This is a genomic window from Paenibacillus sp. FSL R5-0887 (genome assembly GCF_038002305.1).
Lineage (GTDB): Bacteria > Bacillota > Bacilli > Paenibacillales > Paenibacillaceae > Paenibacillus_AQ > Paenibacillus_AQ odorifer.
Map to the genome: position 1 here is coordinate 2,370,798 of NZ_JBBOCE010000002.1, position 21,265 is coordinate 2,392,062.

At 47.9% G+C, this 21,265-nt stretch carries 19 protein-coding genes; 12 read left to right on the forward strand and 7 right to left on the reverse strand.

All coding sequences use genetic code 11. The features are described 5' to 3' along the window. Positions 1-130: 130 nt before the first annotated feature. Positions 131-1,723 (reverse strand): histidine kinase N-terminal 7TM domain-containing diguanylate cyclase, encoded by a 1,593-nt coding sequence (locus tag MKY14_RS28355; RefSeq protein WP_340977867.1) that lies wholly within the window; start codon positions 1,721-1,723, stop codon positions 131-133. A gap of 282 nt (positions 1,724-2,005) precedes the next feature. On the opposite strand from MKY14_RS28355, the gene MKY14_RS28360 reads away from it, so the two are divergent. The 6 genes from MKY14_RS28360 to MKY14_RS28385 all read left to right on the forward strand — a co-directional run bounded on the left by MKY14_RS28360 (position 2,006) and on the right by MKY14_RS28385 (position 8,715). Further along, complete coding sequence (locus tag MKY14_RS28360) at positions 2,006-2,788, forward strand: ABC transporter ATP-binding protein (RefSeq protein ID WP_036682061.1); 783 nt, start codon at positions 2,006-2,008, stop codon at positions 2,786-2,788. A gap of 2 nt (positions 2,789-2,790) precedes the next feature. Continuing rightward, entirely contained in the window at positions 2,791-3,603 is an 813-nt protein-coding gene (locus MKY14_RS28365) for an ABC transporter permease (protein ID WP_076191718.1), read from the forward strand. Continuing rightward, positions 3,603-4,520 (forward strand): ABC transporter permease, encoded by a 918-nt coding sequence (locus MKY14_RS28370; RefSeq protein WP_081390534.1) that lies wholly within the window; start codon positions 3,603-3,605, stop codon positions 4,518-4,520. The genes MKY14_RS28365 and MKY14_RS28370 overlap by 1 nt, the downstream gene beginning before the upstream one ends. 136 nt (positions 4,521-4,656) lie before the next feature. After that, a complete protein-coding gene (locus MKY14_RS28375; RefSeq protein ID WP_076278284.1) occupies positions 4,657-5,757 on the forward strand; it encodes an ABC transporter substrate-binding protein in 1,101 nt (366 codons plus the stop codon). A gap of 104 nt (positions 5,758-5,861) precedes the next feature. Then, the gene (locus tag MKY14_RS28380; protein WP_340977868.1) at positions 5,862-7,325 is read left to right on the forward strand and encodes a CoA-acylating methylmalonate-semialdehyde dehydrogenase; all 1,464 of its coding nucleotides are present in this window, start codon (positions 5,862-5,864) and stop codon (positions 7,323-7,325) included. A 31-nt stretch (positions 7,326-7,356) separates the two neighbouring features. Then, positions 7,357-8,715, forward strand: a complete 1,359-nt coding sequence (locus tag MKY14_RS28385) for an aspartate aminotransferase family protein (protein WP_312149343.1) — start codon at positions 7,357-7,359, stop codon at positions 8,713-8,715. On the opposite strand, the gene MKY14_RS28390 is transcribed toward MKY14_RS28385, so the two are convergent. Continuing rightward, positions 8,690-10,378 (reverse strand): PucR family transcriptional regulator, encoded by a 1,689-nt coding sequence (locus tag MKY14_RS28390; RefSeq protein WP_076278287.1) that lies wholly within the window; start codon positions 10,376-10,378, stop codon positions 8,690-8,692. The two genes, MKY14_RS28385 and MKY14_RS28390, sit on opposite strands and share 26 nt — an antisense overlap. 318 nt (positions 10,379-10,696) lie before the next feature. Between MKY14_RS28390 and MKY14_RS28395 the strand changes: the two genes are divergently transcribed. Genes MKY14_RS28395 through MKY14_RS28410 form a run of 4 tightly spaced genes read left to right on the forward strand, consistent with a single transcriptional unit; the run spans position 10,697 to position 15,103 of the window. After that, positions 10,697-12,088, forward strand: coding sequence for an NAD(P)-dependent oxidoreductase (locus tag MKY14_RS28395; RefSeq protein ID WP_340977871.1), 1,392 nt, complete (start codon positions 10,697-10,699; stop codon positions 12,086-12,088). Positions 12,089-12,132: 44 nt separating this feature from the next. Beyond that, on the forward strand, positions 12,133-13,422 hold the full coding sequence (gene preA / locus MKY14_RS28400; RefSeq protein WP_076099706.1) for an NAD-dependent dihydropyrimidine dehydrogenase subunit PreA: 1,290 nt from the start codon (positions 12,133-12,135) through the stop codon (positions 13,420-13,422). 2 nt (positions 13,423-13,424) lie between these two features. Then, on the forward strand, positions 13,425-14,852 hold the full coding sequence (gene hydA, locus MKY14_RS28405) for a dihydropyrimidinase (protein WP_340977873.1): 1,428 nt from the start codon (positions 13,425-13,427) through the stop codon (positions 14,850-14,852). After that, entirely contained in the window at positions 14,852-15,103 is a 252-nt protein-coding gene (locus tag MKY14_RS28410) for a hypothetical protein (RefSeq protein ID WP_076305801.1), read from the forward strand. Before hydA ends, MKY14_RS28410 begins: the two co-directional genes overlap by 1 nt. A gap of 322 nt (positions 15,104-15,425) precedes the next feature. On the opposite strand, the gene MKY14_RS28415 is transcribed toward MKY14_RS28410, so the two are convergent. Then, positions 15,426-15,944, reverse strand: a complete 519-nt coding sequence (locus MKY14_RS28415; RefSeq protein WP_076124023.1) for a GNAT family N-acetyltransferase — start codon at positions 15,942-15,944, stop codon at positions 15,426-15,428. A gap of 180 nt (positions 15,945-16,124) precedes the next feature. Between MKY14_RS28415 and MKY14_RS28420 the strand changes: the two genes are divergently transcribed. Further along, the gene (locus tag MKY14_RS28420; RefSeq protein WP_036682051.1) at positions 16,125-16,742 is read left to right on the forward strand and encodes a TVP38/TMEM64 family protein; all 618 of its coding nucleotides are present in this window, start codon (positions 16,125-16,127) and stop codon (positions 16,740-16,742) included. Positions 16,743-16,801: 59 nt separating this feature from the next. After that, a complete protein-coding gene (locus tag MKY14_RS28425; protein WP_340977877.1) occupies positions 16,802-17,713 on the forward strand; it encodes an aldo/keto reductase in 912 nt (303 codons plus the stop codon). A gap of 12 nt (positions 17,714-17,725) precedes the next feature. On the opposite strand, the gene MKY14_RS28430 is transcribed toward MKY14_RS28425, so the two are convergent. The 4 genes from MKY14_RS28430 to MKY14_RS28445 all read right to left on the reverse strand — a co-directional run bounded on the left by MKY14_RS28430 (position 17,726) and on the right by MKY14_RS28445 (position 20,956). After that, positions 17,726-19,237 carry an aminotransferase class V-fold PLP-dependent enzyme gene (locus MKY14_RS28430; protein WP_076124020.1) on the reverse strand — a complete coding sequence of 504 codons (1,512 nt, stop codon included), beginning with the start codon at positions 19,235-19,237 and terminating at the stop codon, positions 17,726-17,728. Between the two features lie 125 nt (positions 19,238-19,362). Beyond that, positions 19,363-19,839, reverse strand: a complete 477-nt coding sequence (locus tag MKY14_RS28435) for a DsrE/DsrF/DrsH-like family protein (protein WP_036682046.1) — start codon at positions 19,837-19,839, stop codon at positions 19,363-19,365. A gap of 121 nt (positions 19,840-19,960) precedes the next feature. Continuing rightward, the gene (locus MKY14_RS28440; protein ID WP_076124017.1) at positions 19,961-20,278 is read right to left on the reverse strand and encodes a hypothetical protein; all 318 of its coding nucleotides are present in this window, start codon (positions 20,276-20,278) and stop codon (positions 19,961-19,963) included. A 54-nt stretch (positions 20,279-20,332) separates the two neighbouring features. Then, the gene (locus tag MKY14_RS28445) at positions 20,333-20,956 is read right to left on the reverse strand and encodes an acetate uptake transporter (protein ID WP_036682044.1); all 624 of its coding nucleotides are present in this window, start codon (positions 20,954-20,956) and stop codon (positions 20,333-20,335) included. Between the last annotated feature and the right edge of the window lie 309 nt (positions 20,957-21,265).

Consider the following 21,265-nt stretch of genomic DNA (forward strand, 5'->3'; position numbering starts at 1 on the left):
CCATATCCCATCAAGCAAATTTTACTCTCAACACTCTGATTAGTTTTTCAGATAACTCTTATTAAACTTAAAAACAGACTATGAAAAATAAGGCCAGTTGTTGAATGCGCAGGAAGGGACATGATTGTCATTAAACAGGCTTGAAAAGAATGATTTCTGACCTTTGGGAGAGATGCACAGCGTTGCGTCCATTCCGTTTAGAGCTATACAGAGCATGGTCGGCTTCAGATAGCAGTTCTTCTAGAGTGGCCTCTGGATTTAGGGCCTCCACAACTCCAAAACTTGCGGTCACATTAATGGGCCCGATGACGGTAAATAAGGTACTTTGTTCAATATCCGCGCGGATAGTTTCGCAGAGCAATGCTGCTTGCTTCAGCGACGTCTCTGGCAGACAGATCACAAATTCCTCGCCACCATAACGGCCAAAGAGATCTCCCTCCCGCAGATGTCTGCTGCACACTTGGACAATATGCTGTAGAGCTTGATCTCCATATTGATGCCCATAGCGGTCATTAATGCTCTTGAAGAAGTCCACATCCAGCAAAATCATAGATAATGAGCTTCGCAGGCTGCCAGCCCGGGCAAGCAATGCTTGACTAAGCTCCAAAAAATAGGAGCGGTTATAGATACCCGTAAGGCTGTCCATCGTAGCCAATTGACGTAGCTTCTCCTGAAGCAGTATTCGTTCAGTCACGTCAATCAGCATGATCATCTGTCCTGCTATGTGCCCTTCTTGTTTCTGTACCGGAGAGGAGCGGATTTGATAATAGCAGATCTCCTCTGCTTTGTTCCAAGCCACTTCCCGTTCTTCGCGCAACAGTGGCTCGGCATCCATCACATAGGACAAGGCATCTTTGCCTGCGTTAAGAAACAATTGTGCTAGCGGTTTGCCAATCGATGAGGAGTTGAGCCCCTCTATCATATCCGCGGCTGCACGATTGTAATCGACGAGCATGTCCGAGCGGTCGGTGACAAGTACTCCCTCCCGCATGCTCTCGAACAGATTCTCACGAGCAATAGGTGCAGCCGTTAACATGCCCCGGGATAAAATAGCCCAAATATATAGGGAGGAGGTTAGGCTCATAATGATCGGGACGGGATCCATTCCGTAAGGAGTCAAGCCTATCAGATACAAAAAAGCGCCGAGGGTTGGAAGGCTTAACCCGATTATTATTGTGATGATCTGCCTGCGGTATACCCTTTTCATCCGGTTCCACTGCCATATCATGAGGCAAATGGCTGCCAGCAGACAGCCGAAAGTAAAGCTGCCGTGAACGATATACCAAGGTCCCATCACAACATCAACGAGTGGGGTGGGCGTATTTTCCCGTAAATAAATGGATTTATAGAAGAGATGATGGTAATCATTGGTCCAGACCAGCAGCGTTGTAATGAATGGAATGATAAATAACGCCGCCCGTATGCCTTTTTTAAACAGCGTCTCCAGCCCAACGAAATGGATCACCATGATTAGACTAGCCGGCGCAATAAAGGGCATCCCCAGATATTCTAACTTAATCCAGAAGCTGATTTCCTCCAGAGTTTTCCCCGATAATTCTAATGCGAAACCGAAGGTGTAAATAGCAGAGTTAAAGGAGCTTATAACAAAAGCCCTGATTCCTAAGAAATCAGTTTTTTTATAATAGGCGAAAAGGGCTAGTAAGACACTCAGCACACCTGATATAGCAACAATTACAATATAATTCGAGATTATAGATCCCATGGGTCTATTGTCACCTACCGAGGAAAGATATGGATAAATATTACCACATATCTGCGGATATAAAAAAAATACTTCGGGTTTGTGGTGAAAAAAATGTCTCCTAGACAAAATGACGCAATTTAACAGGAGCTATTTTACTAATTGTCTAGTGAGAGTCCAGTGAGCAGCGTGTAACATGTTAGTTAATACTACATGCAATAGAAGTTTTCTTTATTTTATCTAAATAGCGTCAGTTTATATAACATTATAAACATGGCTTATTTTGAAAAGGGGGGACTGAGGATGTCATCACTAGCGACAAATATTCCTGAGATTCAGCTGGAGAATGTTGAAATGCGTTATCGGACAGAAGCTGCGGAAGTGCTTGCCCTGCATCAGGTGAGTCTTGATATTGCAAAAGGGGAGTTCGTCTCCCTGCTCGGACCTTCCGGATGTGGCAAAACGACGCTGCTTAGACTGATGGCCGATCTCATAGCACCAACAGGCGGGAACATTGTGGTAGCTGGGAAAAGTGCCAGAGAAGCCAGGCTGGCGCAAAAATATGGCATTGTTTTTCAAAGTCCAGTGTTATACGACTGGCGAAAAGTGAAGCATAACATCACATTGCCACTGGAGCTGATGGGGGTAAAGAAGTCAATCCGTGAGGAAAAGGCGATGGAGCTTCTTGATCTGGTGGGGCTGCAGAGCTTTGCGGATAAATATCCGTGGCAGCTCAGCGGCGGGATGCAGCAGCGTGTAGCGATTGCCAGAGCGCTATCGATGGAGCCGGAAATTCTGCTCATGGATGAGCCGTTCTCTGCGCTGGATGAATTTACGCGTGAGCGATTGAATGAAGAGTTATTGTCTGTCTGGAGTAAAGTGCAGAACACAATTGTTTTTGTAACTCATAGTATTCCTGAATCTATATTCCTCTCTGACCGGGTGTTTGTCCTTTCCCCGCATCCAGGTCGCTTGTCCGCTGTGGTCGAAATTCCTCTGCCACGTCCGCGAACGGCGGAAATGAGAAATAGCCCAGAGTTTTTCGAACTGATCGCACGTATTCGCGACAGCTTCGAAGGGGTGTAGTGATGAAAGGGGGCAGTATCTTTGTGCGAGGCCGTCTGCTGCCGTTGTTCGTCTGGATTTTTGGCCTGCTGCTAGTCTGGGAAGGGACTTCCTGGATGCTGCTCCATGTGGTGGAGACGCCGTTGGCACAGTCCAAGCTGCCATATGTTCATGAGGTGTTAGCTACCTTATGGCAGTATGGAGACACGCTCTTGAAGGAGGGGGCTGCGACCTTCGGTAATGCTGGTGTTGGCTTCCTGATTGGAGCGGTAGCTGGTGCCTCATTGGCGGTGCTGATGAGCTTGTCGAAGACAATAGAGCAATTAACTTTTCCTTATGCTATTGCCTCGCAGATGATTCCGATTCTGGGGTTGGCGCCCATCATCTACGGGATTGTGCGCGATGAGCAGACCTCGCGGATTATTATTTCGGGATATATCACCTTTTTCCCCGTGGCTCTGAACATGCTGCGCGGCTTGCGGAGTGTAGATCCATCAGCGCTCGAATTGATGCATTCTTACGCGGCGAAACCTTGGGCGGTCTATTGGAAACTCAGATTCCCGGCGGCTTTGCCGGGTTTGTTCGGTGGGCTTAAGATAGCTGCCCCACTTGCTGTGACTGGAGCTATTCTGGTGGAGCTTATGGGTGCCCAGCATGGCATTGGTGTAATTATGCTGCGCAATCTCTATTATGGAAGCTCTCACACCTATATGTTCTGGTCTACGGTGATTGTGGGTGCCTTGCTGGGAATCGTAAGCTACTGGTTAATCAGTCTGATAGAACGCCTGGTAACGCCTTGGCAGCCTGAATATCGTCCGAAAGGAGGCAGCCGCTAATGGAAACTAACTCCGTTCGGGAGACCACGTTTATAGGCTCTACTGGTAAAGAAATGGCTCAGCCGGCGCTAACGGCTACACCAAAGAATGCTGTAGCCGTTCCGAAACCTGCGGAAGCTACGGCGAGTCGCGGCGGCTCACGGATGCTGAAGAGGATATTTAGCGCAGGGGTGCTGCTGCCTGTACTGGCAGGTCTGTTATTTCTTGCACTATGGGAATTTCAATTTTTTCATAAGATCTTTGATCTGAAAAAATATCAACTCCCGCTGCCTACAGCCATCGCCGAAACCATGCGAGATAATTTCAGCTTGTTGCTGTCCTATACCGGATACACTCTTGCTGAAGCTGTGCTGGGAATGTTGGTTGGTTCTGCTATCGGCTTCCTGATCGCTTTAGTCGCGACAGCTTGGCCGCGCTGGGGGAGTGGAAGCTTGACGCTGGTTGCCGCCCTAAATGCTGTGCCTATCGTCGCCCTCGCGCCCATCATGAATTTGTGGTTTGGAGATGGGATAGGCTCACGAATTGCCATAGTAACAGCAACTACAATGGCAGCGATGGCGATCAACGCCTATAAAGGTATGGCGGCGATTGATCCATTGGCGCTGGATCTGATGCATTCCTATGCGGCAGGTAAACCGGCAGTGTTCCGTTATCTGCGGATTCAGAGCAGTCTGCCCTATGTATTTACAGCACTCAAGATTAATGCTACTGCCAGTATGATTGGCGCCATTGTTGGGGAATTCTTTTTCTCCTCAAAAGGGCTTGGATATCTGCTCTCCAATTCCATTAAAGTTGCCAAAATGCCACTGGGTTGGTCCTGTATTGTGTTGGCTGCAATTGCAGGCGTGCTCTTCTATTTAGTGGTTGAGCGGCTGGAGAAAGTATTCATTAAGTGGCATCCTTCGCAGCGTACTTAATCTTCCCCTCATTACATCCGGCCATAGTGGGAATGGAAAAGAGAAACCGCCCACGGCTGTATGCATAAACGCACCACGATGATTGTCCATACTGTGCTTGTTACAAACTTAAATTACGATAGGGGGAGTTCGATTGATGAACGGGAAAAAACGCAAATTTCGTGGTGGTTTGTTGGCAATCGTGATGATGTTGAGTGTTTCTTTAATGGCGGGTTGCGGTGGCAACAATAATAACTCGGCAGCTGAAGCTACGACTGCCCCTGAAGCTTCAGCAGCTCCTGACGCAAGTGCTGCTACTGAACCGGCTGCTGATCCAGTTACAGTGAAGCTACAGCTGAAATGGGTGCCGCAGGCGCAATTCGCTGGGTATTTTGTGGCGCAGGATAAAGGATATTACAAGGAAGAAGGCTTGGATGTAGAAATTCTGCCGGGTGGGCCTGATATCGTTCCGGAACAGCAAGTGGCAGGTGGCTCCGCAGATATCGGTGTGGGTTGGGTAGCCAGCTTGCTGCCGAGTCTTGAAGAGGGAATGCCGCTGGTGCAGATCGCGCAAATCTATCAAAAGAGCGGATTGGTCCTGGTCTCCAAAAAAACTGCTGGCATTAATTCAGCCGCTGATCTTAAGGGTAAAAAAGTCGGCAACTGGATGGGTGGCAACGAATTTGAACTATTAGCGTTATTCGATAAATATAAGTTCGATCCGAATAAGGATCTAAGCTTTACGAAGCAAGGGTTCACGATGGATCAGTTCTTGGGCGATCAGATCGATGCGGCCTCAGCGATGACTTATAACGAGTACCAAGTGGTGTTGGAGTCAGGTATTAAGGCTGAGGATCTGAACGTCATCGACATGAATACAGAAGGCGTTGCGATGCTTGAGGATAACTTGTTCGCGAATAAGGAATGGCTTGCGGAGAATAAAGAGACTGCAGCAAAGTTTGTACGTGCCTCCCTGAAGGGCTGGAAAGATGCAATTGCTGATCCTGCAGCTGCCGTGGACAGTGTGATGAAACAAGCGGAAGACGGCAGTACGACGAAGGAACATCAGCTGACAATGATGACTGAGGTTGCCAAGCTGATTCTGCCTGAAGGCTTTGACAGTGCCAAGATGGGATATACCGATGCGGCGGCGTTCCAGCAAACCGCTGATATTTCGCTTAAATTTGGTGTCATTAAAGAACCGGTTAAGGTAGATGAGGCTTATACGAACGAAATCGTAGAAATGGCGGCAAAATAACCAATTGAGCTTAATGTTATAGTGGATGGCCGCCTGATCTGGCGGTCATCTATTATAATCAGCAGTCCATCAGTGCATCTGAAACAGAGAAAGAGGTGCGAGCTATGTCTCTCCTAGTAACGCAGGCTGAAAGAGTTAAGAATTATGTGAATGGAGCTTGGGTAGAATCGTCGTCCGGGCGAGATGAAGAGGTTTATAATCCGGCGACGGGTGAAGTGATTGCTTATGTGCCCATTTCCAGTAAGGAAGAGCTGGGTGCGGCGGTAGTAGCGGCTGCGGCGGCATTTCAAGCGTGGAAAAGGGTCGCTGTGCCGCGTCGTGCCCGCTATTTTTTTCAATATCAACAGCTGCTGGTAAAGCATTGGCATGAGCTGGCCGAGCTGATTACGCTGGAGAATGGAAAAAGTCTGGAAGAGGCGCAAGGTGAGGTGCAGCGTGGAATTGAGTGTGTGGAATTTGCCGCAGGCATCCCCACGTTGATGATGGGCAGCCAGCTTCCGGACATTGCTACCGGAATTGAATCCGGGATGTACCGTTATCCATTGGGGGTTATCGGGGGGATTGCCCCGTTTAATTTTCCGATGATGGTTCCTTGTTGGATGTTTCCGCTTGCCATCGCTTGTGGAAATACCTTTGTGCTGAAGCCTTCTGAACGGACGCCGCTGCTTGTTAATCGATTGGCAGAGTTATTTGCCGAAGCGGGCTTTCCTCCAGGTGTACTGAATGTGATACATGGGGCGCACGAGGTTGTGAATGGGATGCTGGAGCATGATGAAGTGAAGGCGATTTCGTTCGTGGGTTCGCAGCCGGTTGCGGAATATGTATATAAGACAGGGACGGCGCAGGGAAAACGGGTGCAGGCGCTAGCTGGAGCCAAGAATCACTCGATTGTGCTGCCTGATGCGGAGCTGGACAATACGGTCAAAAATATCATTGCGGCTTCCTTTGGTTCGGCAGGTGAGCGTTGTATGGCGTGCTCGGTTGTGGTGGTTCATGAGGATATCGCTGACGAGCTAGTGGGTCGTCTGGCTGCGGCTGCGGATGAGCTTAAGATTGGTAATGGCGCCGATGACGGGGTGTTTTTGGGTCCGGTAATTCGCCAGTCGAATAAGGAGAAGACGCTTTATTACATTGAGACTGGTGAAGCTGAGGCAGCCAAGCTTGTGAGAGATGGGCGGAAGGATGCGGCTACAGGTGGTACGGGTTATTTTATCGGGCCGACGATATTTGATCATGTACAGCCGGGAATGACTATCTGGAAGGATGAAATTTTTGCGCCGGTATTGTCTGTGATTCGTGTGAAAAGTCTGAGTGAAGCGATTGCGGTAACGAATCAGTCCCCATTCGCGAATGGGGCGTGCATTTATACAGATAGCGCAAAGGCGATCCGTGAATTTCGGGAAGAAATTGATGCAGGGATGTTGGGTGTGAATCTGGGTGTGCCTGCCCCCATGGCATTTTTCCCCTTCTCGGGTTATAAGAAATCGTTCTATGGAGACCTGCATGCCAATGGCCGTGATGGGGTGGAGTTCTATACGCGTAAAAAGATGATCACTGCCCGTTATTAGAGAAAATGAACTGCTGAGAGGAGAAAATGTTATGCAGATTCTGGGGAACGATAGTGAGCTTGCGGTGAAGAAGGATCAGGAATATTTATGGCACAACATTACGCCTTATAGTGAAAAGAACCCGCCTATGATTGCCGCCTCGGCAAGTGGGTCGTGGATTACAGATATACAGGGCAATCGATTTTTGGACGGGATGTCTGGCCTGTGGTGTGTAAATGTGGGATACGGGCGCAAGGAGCTGGCGGAAGCTGCTTACAATCAATTGCTGACCCTGCCATATTTTCCTCTGACACAAAGTCATCTCCCGGCGATTGCGCTGGCGGAGAAGCTGAATGAGTGGCTCGGAGACGATTATGTGATCTTTTTTTCCAATAGTGGATCGGAAGCCAATGAGGCTGCTTTCAAAATGGCCCGCCAGTACCAGCAGCAAATCGGCCAGCATTATCGCCATAAATTCATTGCCCGTTATCGTGGGTACCATGGCAGTTCACTTGGGGCATTATCTGCAACGGGCCAGGCCCAGCGCAAATATAAATATGAACCGTTGGCGGGTGGTTTTCTGCATGTAGCTCCCCCGGACAGCTATCGCCGCCCGGTCGGGATGACTGTGGAAGAATTCAACCTCCAGTGTGCACAGTCCATAGAGGATATGATCATCTGGGAAGGCGTGGAGACGGTAGCTGCGGTGATTATGGAGCCTGTAATTACGGGTGGTGGCGTCATTGTACCGCATCAGGTTTATTTGGATCGGGTGCAGGAAATCTGCCGTAAGCACGGTGTGTTGCTCATTATGGATGAGGTGATTTGTGGATTCGGACGTTCTGGACGTAAGTTTGGTCATCACAACTTTAATGTGAAGCCTGACATCGTAACGATGGCTAAAGGACTGACTAGCGCTTATCTTCCTCTATCTGCCACTGCTGTTCGTAAGGATATCTATGAGGTATTTAAGGACAATAGCGATGACTATGGGCATTTTCGCCATGTGAATACTTTTGGTGGTAACCCTGCTTCCTGTGCGCTGGCGCTGCGTAATCTGGAAATTATCGAGCAGGAGAAGCTGGTGGAACGTGCGGATCTTTTAGGTAAAAGAATAAATACAGAATTTACTGAGCTGCTTGATCACAAGCTTGTAGGTGATGTCCGCAGCTTTGGTTTGGTGACAGGGATTGAGCTGGTTGAAGACAAGGTCAGCAAGAAACCGGTTGATCTGAATATTGTGAAGGGGATTATTGCCGAATGTAAGTCCAAGGGGCTTATCATCGGTAAAAATGGCGATACCGTAGCTGGGTTCAACAACGTGCTTACCTTCGCCCCGCCGTTATCCTCCACGGATGAAGATATAGAATTTATTATCGATACCTTTAAATCTGTGCTGAACGGGGGCTAGGTAAAGTGATTTTGTCTGGATATAGAAATTGGTAAGCGCGCAGGGCGACTTGAATGGAGATCCGATTCTCTGGCTGCATGAAGTCTTCACCCAGTAGCTCTGTTATTTTGTCCAGGCGATAATAAAGGGACTGTCTGACAATGAATAGGTTTCGAGCGGCAATTTGTTTGGAACCATCATGATCCAGATAAACACGAAGGGTAAGCAGCAGCTCGCTGCCTTTGGTTTGGTCGTGGTCGATTAGCGGGCCGAGATAACTGCGAATGAAGTTCTGCAACGTTTTTCCGTCATTTAAGCTCAACAGCAGCTGGAATACACCCAGCTCTTCATAGAAGAGTAGTGACTTCTGGTAACAGGAGTATAACGACAATGCCTGTAGGGCTTCCTGGTAACCGGAATAGGCTCGTTTTAGGCGCTTATGCGATTTGCTGACTCCAATGACGAGCTGCAAATCCTTGAGCTTCTCATCGGAGCGGATGTTCTGCAGGGCTTCAAGTGCTTGTTGAAGTCGCATTTTTCCAGGCATTTTCGATTGGATATCGAGGGCGATGACGGTGAGGCGATTGTTCTTAAGGGTGATCAGCGGACGTAAAGAATATTTCTCAAAGATGGAACGCAGGATGAGCGAAAGGTGGAAGGTAATGGACTCCCGTTCGTTCTCCGAGCTGTTCCATTTTACATCTCTGGGGTTCTTGATCTCTATAAGGCATACACGGTAAGGGAGCTCGTTGACCACGTTGAAATTGGAGCCGATCAGGCCCTTTAAGCGGTTATCATCTTCAATGCGGCCATTGATCAGCTCGTCGACCCATAGATTTTCTGAAAAAAGCTTACGCTCCTCCATATACCGCGTCCGCAGCAGCTCTTGTGCAATGGACAAAGAGGCGGAATCCAGCAGCAGACAGTCGAACTCCTGTGGTTTGTGATTGCATACCATCAGAATGTAAGCCCAGGTCTGATCCAGCGCACCTACAGGCTTGAGGGCGATGGTCTTCTGTCCATATTCCCGGATATAGGGGGCAACGTCAGGTTGAATTCCTTCCAGCTCGTCGCCGAAGGCGGTGAAAAAATTCAGCAATGGAGCCTGCTCTTCCGGCGGAAGTGCCGGGAAAAATAAGGGTTTGCCTTGCAGCTGCATATAGACTATTTGTGTGCGGGTACTTTTGCACAATAATTGCAGCACTTTCAGCGTTCCTTGTGAAGTTAAGGTCAGGCGGTGGAATTCACGTGAGATTTTTTCAAGTTCTTGGAGCATCCGGTGATGCCGGTTAATGATAATCGAGTGAAGATCCAACGTGATATCTACGAAACGAACCGTGCGGGTGAAGATGATTAGCGGAAAGTCATGCCTGTCGGCTAAGTCGATCATCTCTTGCGGGATGGTGCTGAAATACGTACCTAACTCAATACATAGGCAAGCTGCATTTTTGTCGATCAGGTTCTGCATAAACTCCAAGGAGGAAGGGAGATCGACACTTGCACCAATCCCCGTAGTCAAAATCATTTCTTCGCCATGAATCAGAGTCTCGAAGTTGGCACTTTCCAGTACATGCACCCAGCGAATGGCACGGCTTAGGCCGCTTTTCCCGCCGAGCACCTCGGCTTCTGCGAATAGTGGTCTTTTTAAAGCGTCACGAATGGTTAATACAAGCTCCCAGTCCATAGTTACTCCCCCTCGATCTTCTGCGCTCTGGCCTTCGGCTAACGCCCTGTTATTCTCAGCCTATTCTCACACGTAAAAAATACAGTTTTGAAATTAGACAAAGTGTCTAATGCAACGAAAATTCGAAATGACTATAGTTTGATTAACGGATGTCAGTATATATAACCTAATTAGGAAGAACGTTGAGAGATAATTTCTGTTAATGCTTATATTACTACAATAAATTAAAGATGGAAGCAAAATATTCAGACAAAACTTGAAATAATGTTATATTATATAACACAAATATGAAAAATTACCCATAAGGAGGGACTAGTGATGGAGCATTCATCTCCGTTAACAGCATTTACACCTGATATGTTCATGCGCAATTTCGCCGAGGCTGAGCCGCCTCTGACCCATAAGGGTGCCCTGGATGAGTCCAATCGCTGTCTATATTGCTACGATGCCCCCTGTATAAAAGCATGTCCGACCAGCATTAATATTCCCTCCTTTATCAAACGGATCGCTACTGACAATTTGAAAGGCTCGGCACAGACGATTATGGATTCCAATCCTGTGGGTGCCAGTTGTGCTCGTGTTTGTCCTACAGATGAGCTGTGTGAAGGAGCCTGTGTGTTAAATGATGCCTCGGCGCCGATCCAAATCGGACTGCTGCAGCGTTATGCGACAGATTGGGCGATGAACAGCGGAGTTCAATTATTTAAGGCTGGCACCCCTAATGGGAAAAAGGTAGCTGTAATTGGTGGTGGTCCTGCGGGATTGTCTGCGGCTAGGGAGCTCGCCCGTGAAGGTTTTGCTGTTGTGATCTACGAAGCAAAGGCGTTAGCGGGTGGGCTGGATACACATGGGATTGTATCGTTTCGGCTCCCGCAGTCTGTATCTCTTTGGGAAGTAGAGCAGGTAGAGAAGCTGGGTGTGGAAATACGTACAGGTGTAAAAGTCGGAGTGGATGTTTCTGTAGATGAGCTGAAGTCGAATTATGATGCTATCGTTTTGGCAGCGGGTATGGGATATGTGCCTCCAATAGGGATTGAAGGTGAAAAAATGGCTGGAGTTTATGACGCTATTGCGCTTGTAGAATCTACTAAGACGGGCATTCCTCTGCTAGAGCTGATGGGTCAGCGGGTCGCTGTCATTGGGGCAGGGAATACGGCTATTGATGCAGCGACTTGCTCAGTGCGGCTGGGAGCCACCAATGTGAAAATGGTCTACCGCCGGACCCGCGAAGAGATGACGGCATATGACTTTGAATATGAATTCGCGAAGCAGGAAGGTGTGGAGTTCAGCTGGCTTACCTTACCGAAACGTATCGTGGGTGATGAGCTTGGGAATGTAACCGCACTGGAATGTGTGCAGATGAAGCTGACGGAGGAGCTGGGCAAAGATGGGCGTCCAATACCTATGCCGATCGAGGGTTCTGAGTTCTTGATTCCTGTAGATGCGGTTGTAATAGCTATTGGTCAAAAGCGTCGTCTGGATCTAATAGATTCCTTAGGTCTTATGCAAGACCGTGGGGTTGTTAAGGTGGATGAGGTCACCTGCCAAACCTCCGATCCGCAGATTTATGCCGCTGGGGACATTATTTTTGGTTCAGGTAAGGGTGAGGCCATGGTTGTGTCAGCGGCACAGCAGGGAAAAGATGCAGCCCATGCGATTGTTAAACAATTCTCAGGCCAGCAGGAGGTCGTTGTTAGATCAGCGGGCTGAGCGTAGAAATCAAATTGGATTTTACATGACAGGGAGGGAACATCATGGCAGATTTAAGTATTAATCTCGCAGGAATCAAATCACCGAATCCGTTCTGGCTGGCCTCCGCGCCGCCTACGAATACAGGTTATCAAGTGCAGCGGGCCTTTGAAGCAGGTTGGGGCGGTGCGGTGTGGAAGACGCTCGGCGATCCGATCATTAATACCTCATCGCGTTTTGCGGCAGTAAATTTCAATGGGCAACGGGTTGCGGGCTTTAACAATATTGAACTGATCACCGACCGTCCGCTTGAAGTTAATCTGAAGGAAATCTATGAAACGAAAAAAAGATTCCCTAATCATGCGATTATAGCCTCCCTGATGGTAGAACCAACGCAGCATAAATGGCATGAGATTGTTAAGCGGGTAGAGGATGTGGGTGTAGACGGCCTGGAACTTAATTTTGGCTGTCCGCACGGGATGGCTGAGCGTGGAATGGGCGCTGCTTCGGGGCAGCAGCCTGATCTGGTGCAGGCACAGACCACCTGGGTAAAAGAAGTTGCAACGACCCCGGTGATTGTGAAGCTGACGCCTAATATTACGGATATCACCGTCGTTGCCCGCCATGCGGTTAAGGGTGGAGCAGACGCGATTAGTATGATCAACACGATCAACAGTCTTGCTGGTGTAGATATTCATAGCTGGAACACAATTCCGAATGTTGGGGGTCAGGGTGCACATGGCGGTTACTGCGGGCCGGCTGTGAAACCAATTGCGCTTAGTATGGTGGCCGAGTGTGCCCGTGACCGGGGAGTAGGCATTCCTATCTCCGGTATTGGAGGGATTTCCACCTGGCAGGATGTTGTTGAATTCATGCTGATGGGTGCTACGGGCATTCAAGTATGTACAGCGGTCATGCATCATGGCTTCCGGATTGTGGAGGAAATGATCGATGGCCTGAACAACTATTTGGATGACAAAGGCTTGGCTTCTGTAACAGAGTTAATCGGTAAATCGGTATCCCGGTACTCGAACTGGGGTGATCTGGATCTCAACTATAAGGTTGTTGCCCGTATTAATGAGAACAACTGCATCAACTGTAATAAATGCCATATTGCCTGCGAAGATGCTTCACATCAGTGTATTGATATGTTAACTAATGCAGATGGGAAAGCTATTCTACAGGTCCGCGAGGAAGATTGTGTAGGTTGTAATCTTTGTTCTATTGTCTGTCCAGCAGACGGCGCGATCGATATGGTTCCAGTGGATACCGGGGCAGCTCCACTGACCTGGAATCAGCGGCAGAAAGTGATCGGCAGTTTGAATGGCACCTATTCGGAAGTGGAGGTGGTTTAAGGATGAAAAAGATTATTAAAAATGGCATCATCGTTACCGCAGCAGATACTTATACAGGCGATGTGGCGATTGAAAACGGGGTTATTACGGAGATTGGCCTTCATTTGGATGTCCCTGGTGCGGAAATTATAGATGCCTCGGGGTGTTATGTTTTTCCTGGAGGCATTGATCCTCATACCCATCTGGATATGCCTTTTGGCGGCACGGTTACAGCTGATAATTTTGAGACGGGAACTATTGCGGCTGCATATGGCGGAACGACCACAGTCATTGATTTTTGCTTAACCACCAAAGGACAACCGCTACAGCAAGCCGTAGATACATGGCATCATAAGTCGCAGGATAAAGCGGTGATTGATTACAGCTTCCACCTTATGGTCTCAGAATTAAACGATAAAGTACTGGGTGAGCTTCCGGAGATAATTGAGAATGAAGGCATTACCTCGCTCAAAGTATTTATGGCTTATAAGAATACTTTTCAGGCGGATGACGGCACACTTTTTAAGACTCTTCAAGCTGCGAAAAAAGAAGGTGCACTCGTTATGGTGCATGCGGAGAATGGAGATGTCATTGAATATCTTGTTGAGCAGGCCTTGGCCGCAGGCAACACTGATCCGATCTTTCATGCGCTGACCCGCCCGCCGGAGCTGGAGGGTGAAGCTACGGGACGCGCAGCTTATCTAACCGAACTGACAGATTCTCAGCTGTATGTTGTACACGTGACCTGTGCGGAAGCCGCTTGGAAGATTGCTGAAGCGCGTAAAAAGGGACTGCGCGTTTACGGCGAGACTTGTCCACAGTATTTAGTACTGGATCAGACAGCGCTGGAAAAGCCTAATTTCGAAGGTGCTAAATACGTGTGGTCTCCGCCCCTGCGTGAGCAGTGGAATCAGGATGTTTTGTGGGATGCGTTATGGAACGGCAGCTTGCAGACGATTGGCTCTGACCAGTGCTCGTTTGATTTCAAAGGACAAAAGGATCTGGGGCTGGGCGATTTCTCCAAAATCCCGAACGGTGGGCCGACCATTGAGGACCGGTTTACGATTCTATATTCGGAAGGTGTGCAGAAAGGCCGGATCTCATTGAACAAATTCGTAGACATTATTGCTACCTCTAGCGCCAAGCTGTTTGGCTTATATCCGCAAAAAGGCACGGTCGCAGTAGGTAGTGACGCTGACCTGGTCATTTTTGATCCTTCTGTAGAAAGAACCCTTTCTGCGGACACGCACCATATGAACGTAGATTATAGTGCGTTTGAGGGCTTTGAAGTGAAGGGAGAGCCTATTTCTGTTCTCAGTCGAGGCGAATTTGTTATTCGCGACAAACAATTTGTCGGCAAAGCAGGTTCGGGAAAATATTTGAAACGCAAACGTTTTGCAGCGGAGGCTCCTCTTCCTTCTAAGGCAGAAATCAGCGGAGGTGTAGTCTAATGTCTGCTTTTGCGGAATATGCCAAAGAACAGCAGGAGATTGATGGGCTGCTTTTTAAAGGATATATGATTGCCAGCATCCAAGAGGATTTGGACGGTGCCCGAATAAAGTTTGTCAGAGGGGAGCCGGCTAAAAGCTCGGTAGAGCTGTTACTGCTGACAGCGGATGCCCGTAAGTACGTGACAACCCTTGTGGTTGCGGGGCTGAGGGCGGAAGGTGAGCAGGCGGGTTGTTACAGTGGAGAGGTTTGAGGGAAATGGAATTGAAAGCTGAGTAGTGAGCCTGCGCAGGATAGGGGGCCTACTGCTCGGCTTTTTATTGTGCTCCTGAAAGGGGGCGAGGAAATAAATTCTCTGAAAATAGCCGATTATCATCGCGGCATACACTTTTTGGGGAAAACCTCCCTAAAAAGTGGCTGATTAGGGTCCCCAAATAGACGATTTAGGGAAAACCTCCCTAAAAATTACTGAAATACGCCGATTTTGCTCAAATTCGCTGAATATTAGGGAAGTTTTCCCTGATTTGCAGTTATAGGCACCTGAAAGACCAAAGATCAGGGAGGATTTCCCTAATCTATTTCTGTCGCTGCTGCTCACGCTCTATATACTCATACCGTAATATGGACATGATATGCAGAGATTCAAAATGTCCCTCAACCTTCATACAATCACGTAGAGTCCCTTCCAGTGTAAAGCCACAGCTTTCATAGACATGGCGAGCCCTGTGGTTGTGATCTCTAACATCCAACCATAGCCGATGCGTCTCGGTGTGCTGGAAGATCCAGTCGCTCACGAGACGAAGCGACAGTTTGCCATACCCAAAGCCCTTGGAATGGATGACGATTCGTTTAATACAAACGGTAAGATGAATATCTTGAAGTCCTGTTACGATGATATAGCCGACTCTTTTCCCGGACCTCTCCCAAATTGTAAGATGCAGGATATCTGGATCATGGATAGCCGTAATGTGCTCCTCTTTACTCCACTGTCCGATATAGGCACGATTAAGCTCACTTTGTTCAATGGCTAGAACGAACGCTAAATCCTGCTCAGTGGTAGTTTGCAGATCCAACGTTTCTGAATGAATGATCATAACCTTATGCCCCCGTCTAATATGTATTTTTGTCTATAATAACGAAGAATTTTCTCCCTGTCATTTAATTAGTCCCGGTTGCTCACTCTATATTGGCGGCACTGTAGGAATGAACGTAACTTCGTGTATAATTGAGACCAAGTGTTAAGAATTCCAATCGGATGAGGAGATCAGCTGGTTATGTATTTTCTTGATATTATGTCTTGGCTGACAGAGGATAATCTGCGGCATCTGCTTGAACAATATCGTTCGTTTGGGCCCTTTCCGGGCATTGCGTTAACGTTTATGAAATCATTTATACCACCACTGCCAACTATTGCGATCGTAGGGTTAAATGGGGCCGTATATGGTTTATGGTTAGGTTTTTTGTATTCTTGGATCGGTCTGGTTGCAGGCTGTGTGACTACCTTTTGGATTATCCGCAAAGTAGCCTCCCATCGTTATTTACGAAAATGGGCAGCGCGGCCCAAAGTAGCCAAAAGCATGACGTGGGTGCGGCAAAGCGGATTTAGCTATGTTTTTCTGCTTAGTATATTTCCGGTAGGACCTTTTGTTGTGATTAATATGGCAGCGGGGCTTGCCGGGATGAGGTTCCGTTCGTATCTTCTTGCGCTCACGGTAGGCAAAGCGATTATGGTATTCGCAGTTTCATACATTGGCAACGATCTGGAACGTTTCATTCGCCAGCCGTGGGAGATTATCTATGTTCTGTTGTTTATCGGGCTGTCGTTATGGGGAGTCAAAGCCATCGAAGCGCGTTTTGCTAGAACAGCACAGGATGGGAACAAGATAGCTTAGCATAGAGTCAGAATTAACTTGAATCCCTAAATTTAAATAGAATAAAGGAGGAAATGATGATGAAATATCGTAAGCTTGGCAGTACAGGAATGAATGTCTCGGTGATTGGCCTAGGGACTTGGCAGTTTGGCGGAGAGTGGGGCAAGGATTTCACTCAGGTTGAAGTCGATGCCATGCTGGATAAGGCTGGAGAGCTGGGTATTAATCTGATTGATACGGCAGAATGTTACGGAGATCACTTGTCGGAGAAGTTCATCGGGGATTATCTGGCGCGCCGCAAACGCGAGGACTGGGTTGTAGCTACGAAATTTTGCCATCATTTTCAGGGGCATTTGCAGCGGGAACAGCTATGGCGTGCTGAGGATGTGCTTAAGCAGCTAGACGACTCCCTCCGCGCACTCCAAACAGAGTATATTGACCTCTATCAATTCCATTCCGGAACGGATGAGCAATTCGATAATGATAAGCTGTGGAGTATGCTCGACAGACAGAAGCAAGCCGGCAAAATCCGTCATTTGGGTGTGTCGATCAGTGCATCGGGCTCGGGGGTGCACCAGACCTCTGCGGCAGCGGATGTGCAAGCAGAGGCCATACAAGTAGTATATAATCGGCTGGATCGTCAACCTGAAGAAGAGATTCTTCCGCTGTGCATCGAGCATCAATTAGGTGTGTTAGCTCGCGTTCCGTTAGCCAGTGGTTATTTGAGCGGCAAGTATAAGCCAGATGCGGTTTTTGCTCAGGGTGATGTGCGAGCTAACCATAAAGAGGATGTAAGACAAAAGCAGCTGCGCGCAGTAGCAGAAATTGCTGCTACTGAAGTGCCGTCAGGTCTGGATATGGCGCAGTGGGCTTTGGCTTGGTGTCTCCAGCATTCCGCAGTAACCAGTGTAATTCCGGGCTGCAAAAATGTAGAACAGGTCATCTCCAATGCCAGTGCTGCCGATTTGGACATGGTGAAGGGCAACGTGTGATAAGTTAGATTGTTACATGGTGAAGAGTTCTTGGAGCTTCATCTCGGGTGAATGCTGCGCGTAGATATGATTCCAGCTGTTCGTGGAAGTATCGTAAAGGTAGTCCTGCTTCCATTGCTGGACATGGGTCGCAATACTCCTTACAGCGGATACAATTCTCTCTACTTCCTGATTAGTCATAATGGGATGTAGGGAGATGCGAATCCACCCTGGTCTGAAGGATTGGTCGCCGCTCATGATCGCTCCGGCGATCTGAGCGGATTGCGTCCACCCTAATCCAAGAAGGTAATGTCCGTATGGACCTGCACAAGAGCAGCCGCCTCGAGCTTGTATGCCGAAACGGTCATTCAACAGCTGAACAGCGAGGTTGTAATGGATATCACGAAGTGTAAAAGAGACGATTCCATGACGTTCTGTATGATCTCCGGCCAGCAGCGCGCACTCCGGGATGCTGCGGAGTCCTGCCATTAATTCCTGACACAGCTCGTGTTCTCTAATCACCATATATTGACCGTTTCCATTCATCTGCTCCTTCAGCTTCACGCAAAGTGCCGTGCGAAAAGCCTGTAAAAACCCCGGTGTTCCCCCGTCTTCCCGCATCTCAATCGCATTAGTGTAGCGGCGTCCTCCCCAAGGGTTGACCCAGGCTACTGTACCTCCACCCGGTTCGTCAGGAATACGTCCATTGCTCAGTGCTTCATCAAAGATTAGAACGCCATTTGTGCCCGGCCCACCCAGAAATTTATGCGGAGAAAAAAAGATCGCATCAAGCTTCTCCAGTGGGGAAGGTGGGTGCATATTGATAGGCTCGTAGGGAGCACTGGCGGCAAAATCCACAAAGCATACGCCCCCATGACGATGCATAGTAGCCGCTAGCTTTGCGTAAGGCGTCTGAATTCCAGTCACATTAGAACAAGCTGTAAATGAACCAATCTTGAAACGGCGATTGGGGTACAGTCGCAGCTGGTCTTCAAGCTGTTGAGGGTCAATATTTCCGTCCTTTCCGGCGGGAATGGTAACGACGTCACCAAGTCCCTCCTGCCAAGGAAGAATATTGGAATGATGCTCCATATGGCTGGTGAAGATAACGGGGCGGTCTTCCAGTGCACGGTTATTATGTTCCTGTAGCCATTCCGGGAGCCTTAATCCCATGATACGCTGCAGCTTGTTCACGGCTCCTGTTGTTCCATTGCCGCAGAAGAGCAGTACATCCTGAGGGCCAGCATTTACATGGTTCTTAATGATTTGGCGAGCTTCATTATAAGCCTGCGTCATGATTAGTCCGGTGGTGTTGGAATCTGTATGTGGATTGCTGACGTAGGGACCGAAGGCTTCCTGCAACTTGCGTTCGATCGGTTCATATAAGCGCCCGCTTGCGGTCCAATCGGCATACAGAAGCGGCTGTCTGCCATAAGGGGTGTTGATTTGATGCCGAATGCCGATGGTGTGACCACGAAAAGTATCAAAATGGTCTTGTAATGAAGCGGGCGTCTCTGCAGAAGAGGCGTGGATGATGTTTAGCACGGATATTCCCTCCAGCCCGTACGCCGTCAGTGCTAAGTTAATGGGGTGTATTTTCGGCGTGCCAGTAGTTTCTATGGCAACAGTATATGCCTGCATGGGGGATTGGGTTAAAGCCTAGTCAGACTTTAAATAAATAACTGTACATCACTTTCTAAAGCATCTTTTAAATATGCCGCAGCATCGATGATTTCGACCTCTGGCAGCAGTTCCTCGGGCTTAAAGCCCATGATCTCCACAGAAAGCTTACAGGCATAGAATTTGATGTTTTTTTTACGAGCCCCTTTCAGAAAATGAATCAGCTTCGGTGCGCCTTGTTCCTCCATCATTTCCTCCAGCATCATTCGTCCCAGCCCGCTAAAGTTCAGATGAGAGAGCGGCAGCTGCCCAGGGCCCTTCGGTGTAATAACATCCATCAGCTTCTCGTAGATACTCTTGTCCTCAAGAGTCATCTTCTCCGGATCACGCACCAAAAATAGACCCCAGAATGAAAAAAACATAGTAACCTCGACATCGATATCTCTTGCGGCATTTGCTAGGATCAGTCCAGCCATCGCTTTGTCGTATTCCCCACTGAACATTAGCAGATTGATTTTTTTGCTCACCCTGATAATCCTCCCGTTACTTTTATTAGAATGTCATTAGTATGGTTGTGGTGGGGAGAACTATGCGAAGAAGCTTTCTGAAATTATAAAAAAAAGCCCCCTTTCGGGAGCTTGAGATTTACTAATGTACTTCAGGATCTTTAGATTCTGGGCCTGCATTGCGACTGATGTCGTAATAACGGGCGGACAGCCAAATAGCTCCGGTAAATAACACGATGAGTCCAAGGACGATAGAAAAGCGCCAATCGCCTGCTTTAAAATTCAACTGAAGCACCGTAAGTACTAGTGAAACTTGGGTCCAAACCAGTGTTCTTTTGCGAAAAGCCGCAATATCGCCAACCATCTTCGGGATATTCCGAATGATCAGGTAGGCAATAACTGCGAGAATAAGGGCGAAAATGGCAGTTACCGCTAATTCAGAAGAGGACAGGACATGCATAGTCTCAGCATCCTTTCGGCTTGCAAAAGTATTAGTTTCAGATCAGAACAATTTCTATTTTTTGAAGATGCCCAGCGGAGCTCCAATCGGTAAGAAGCTGCGGCCGAAATGAGCGTTTAGCACGGATGCTCCACATCCGTAAAGGGACACGATACCAATACCAAGCTCAGCACAAGCAGCTAGCTTATGGAAGAATTCTGGAGCGATCCCAAAGGAATCAAAGGTTAGTCCGATAAAGAGAAAATCTATCAATACAAAAATGATAAGCAGAACTCTATTTGCCTCAACGGCACCAATCGTCATAAAGAGTGTGAAGATCAAGTAACCCAGAAATACAAATCCGAGCTGCTTAGGATCTACAGCCTCCGCAAGCGTTGGACCAAATACGCCAAGCTTGATTAGCCAGCTGCTAGCCATGCCGAACCAAAAGAAAGCGTAGGCGCCAAAGGCGGTCATACCAAAGGTATTGTTGTGCTTAGCATCCTGAATGGCGGCGAATAGCTGCGCGAATGCTCCCAGGAAGATAGCCCAAGGAATAACGTAGCTAAGTCCTGTTGTAAATTCAAGCTTCTGTGAAGAAGCGACCAATGTGACAATAGCCAGTCCGAATAGCCCGATGGCGCTAGGGTCGGCAGTGACGATTTTGACAGATTGGGTGTTAGGGGATTGCGCTGACATGACAGTAAAAGCCTCCATTATTATATATAGTTTTACGCTCTTAAAAACAGCCCGTAAGGGGCGCTGTTCATAGGCTTGCCTATCATATCATATCGGTATGTGCTTGCCTATAAAACAACACTCATTTTTTGTCGTAAAATAGGGGTCCTGCGTGAAATAAGGAATTGTTTACATTTTTATCTTCCATTATCAAGATACTTAACCAAACAAACGGAAGTATTATGTCAAGAATAGACATTATATGCAGTGATAATCTTCACAATCTATTGAAAATTGATGTATAATAGTCAGTGATAATTATTATCAAAT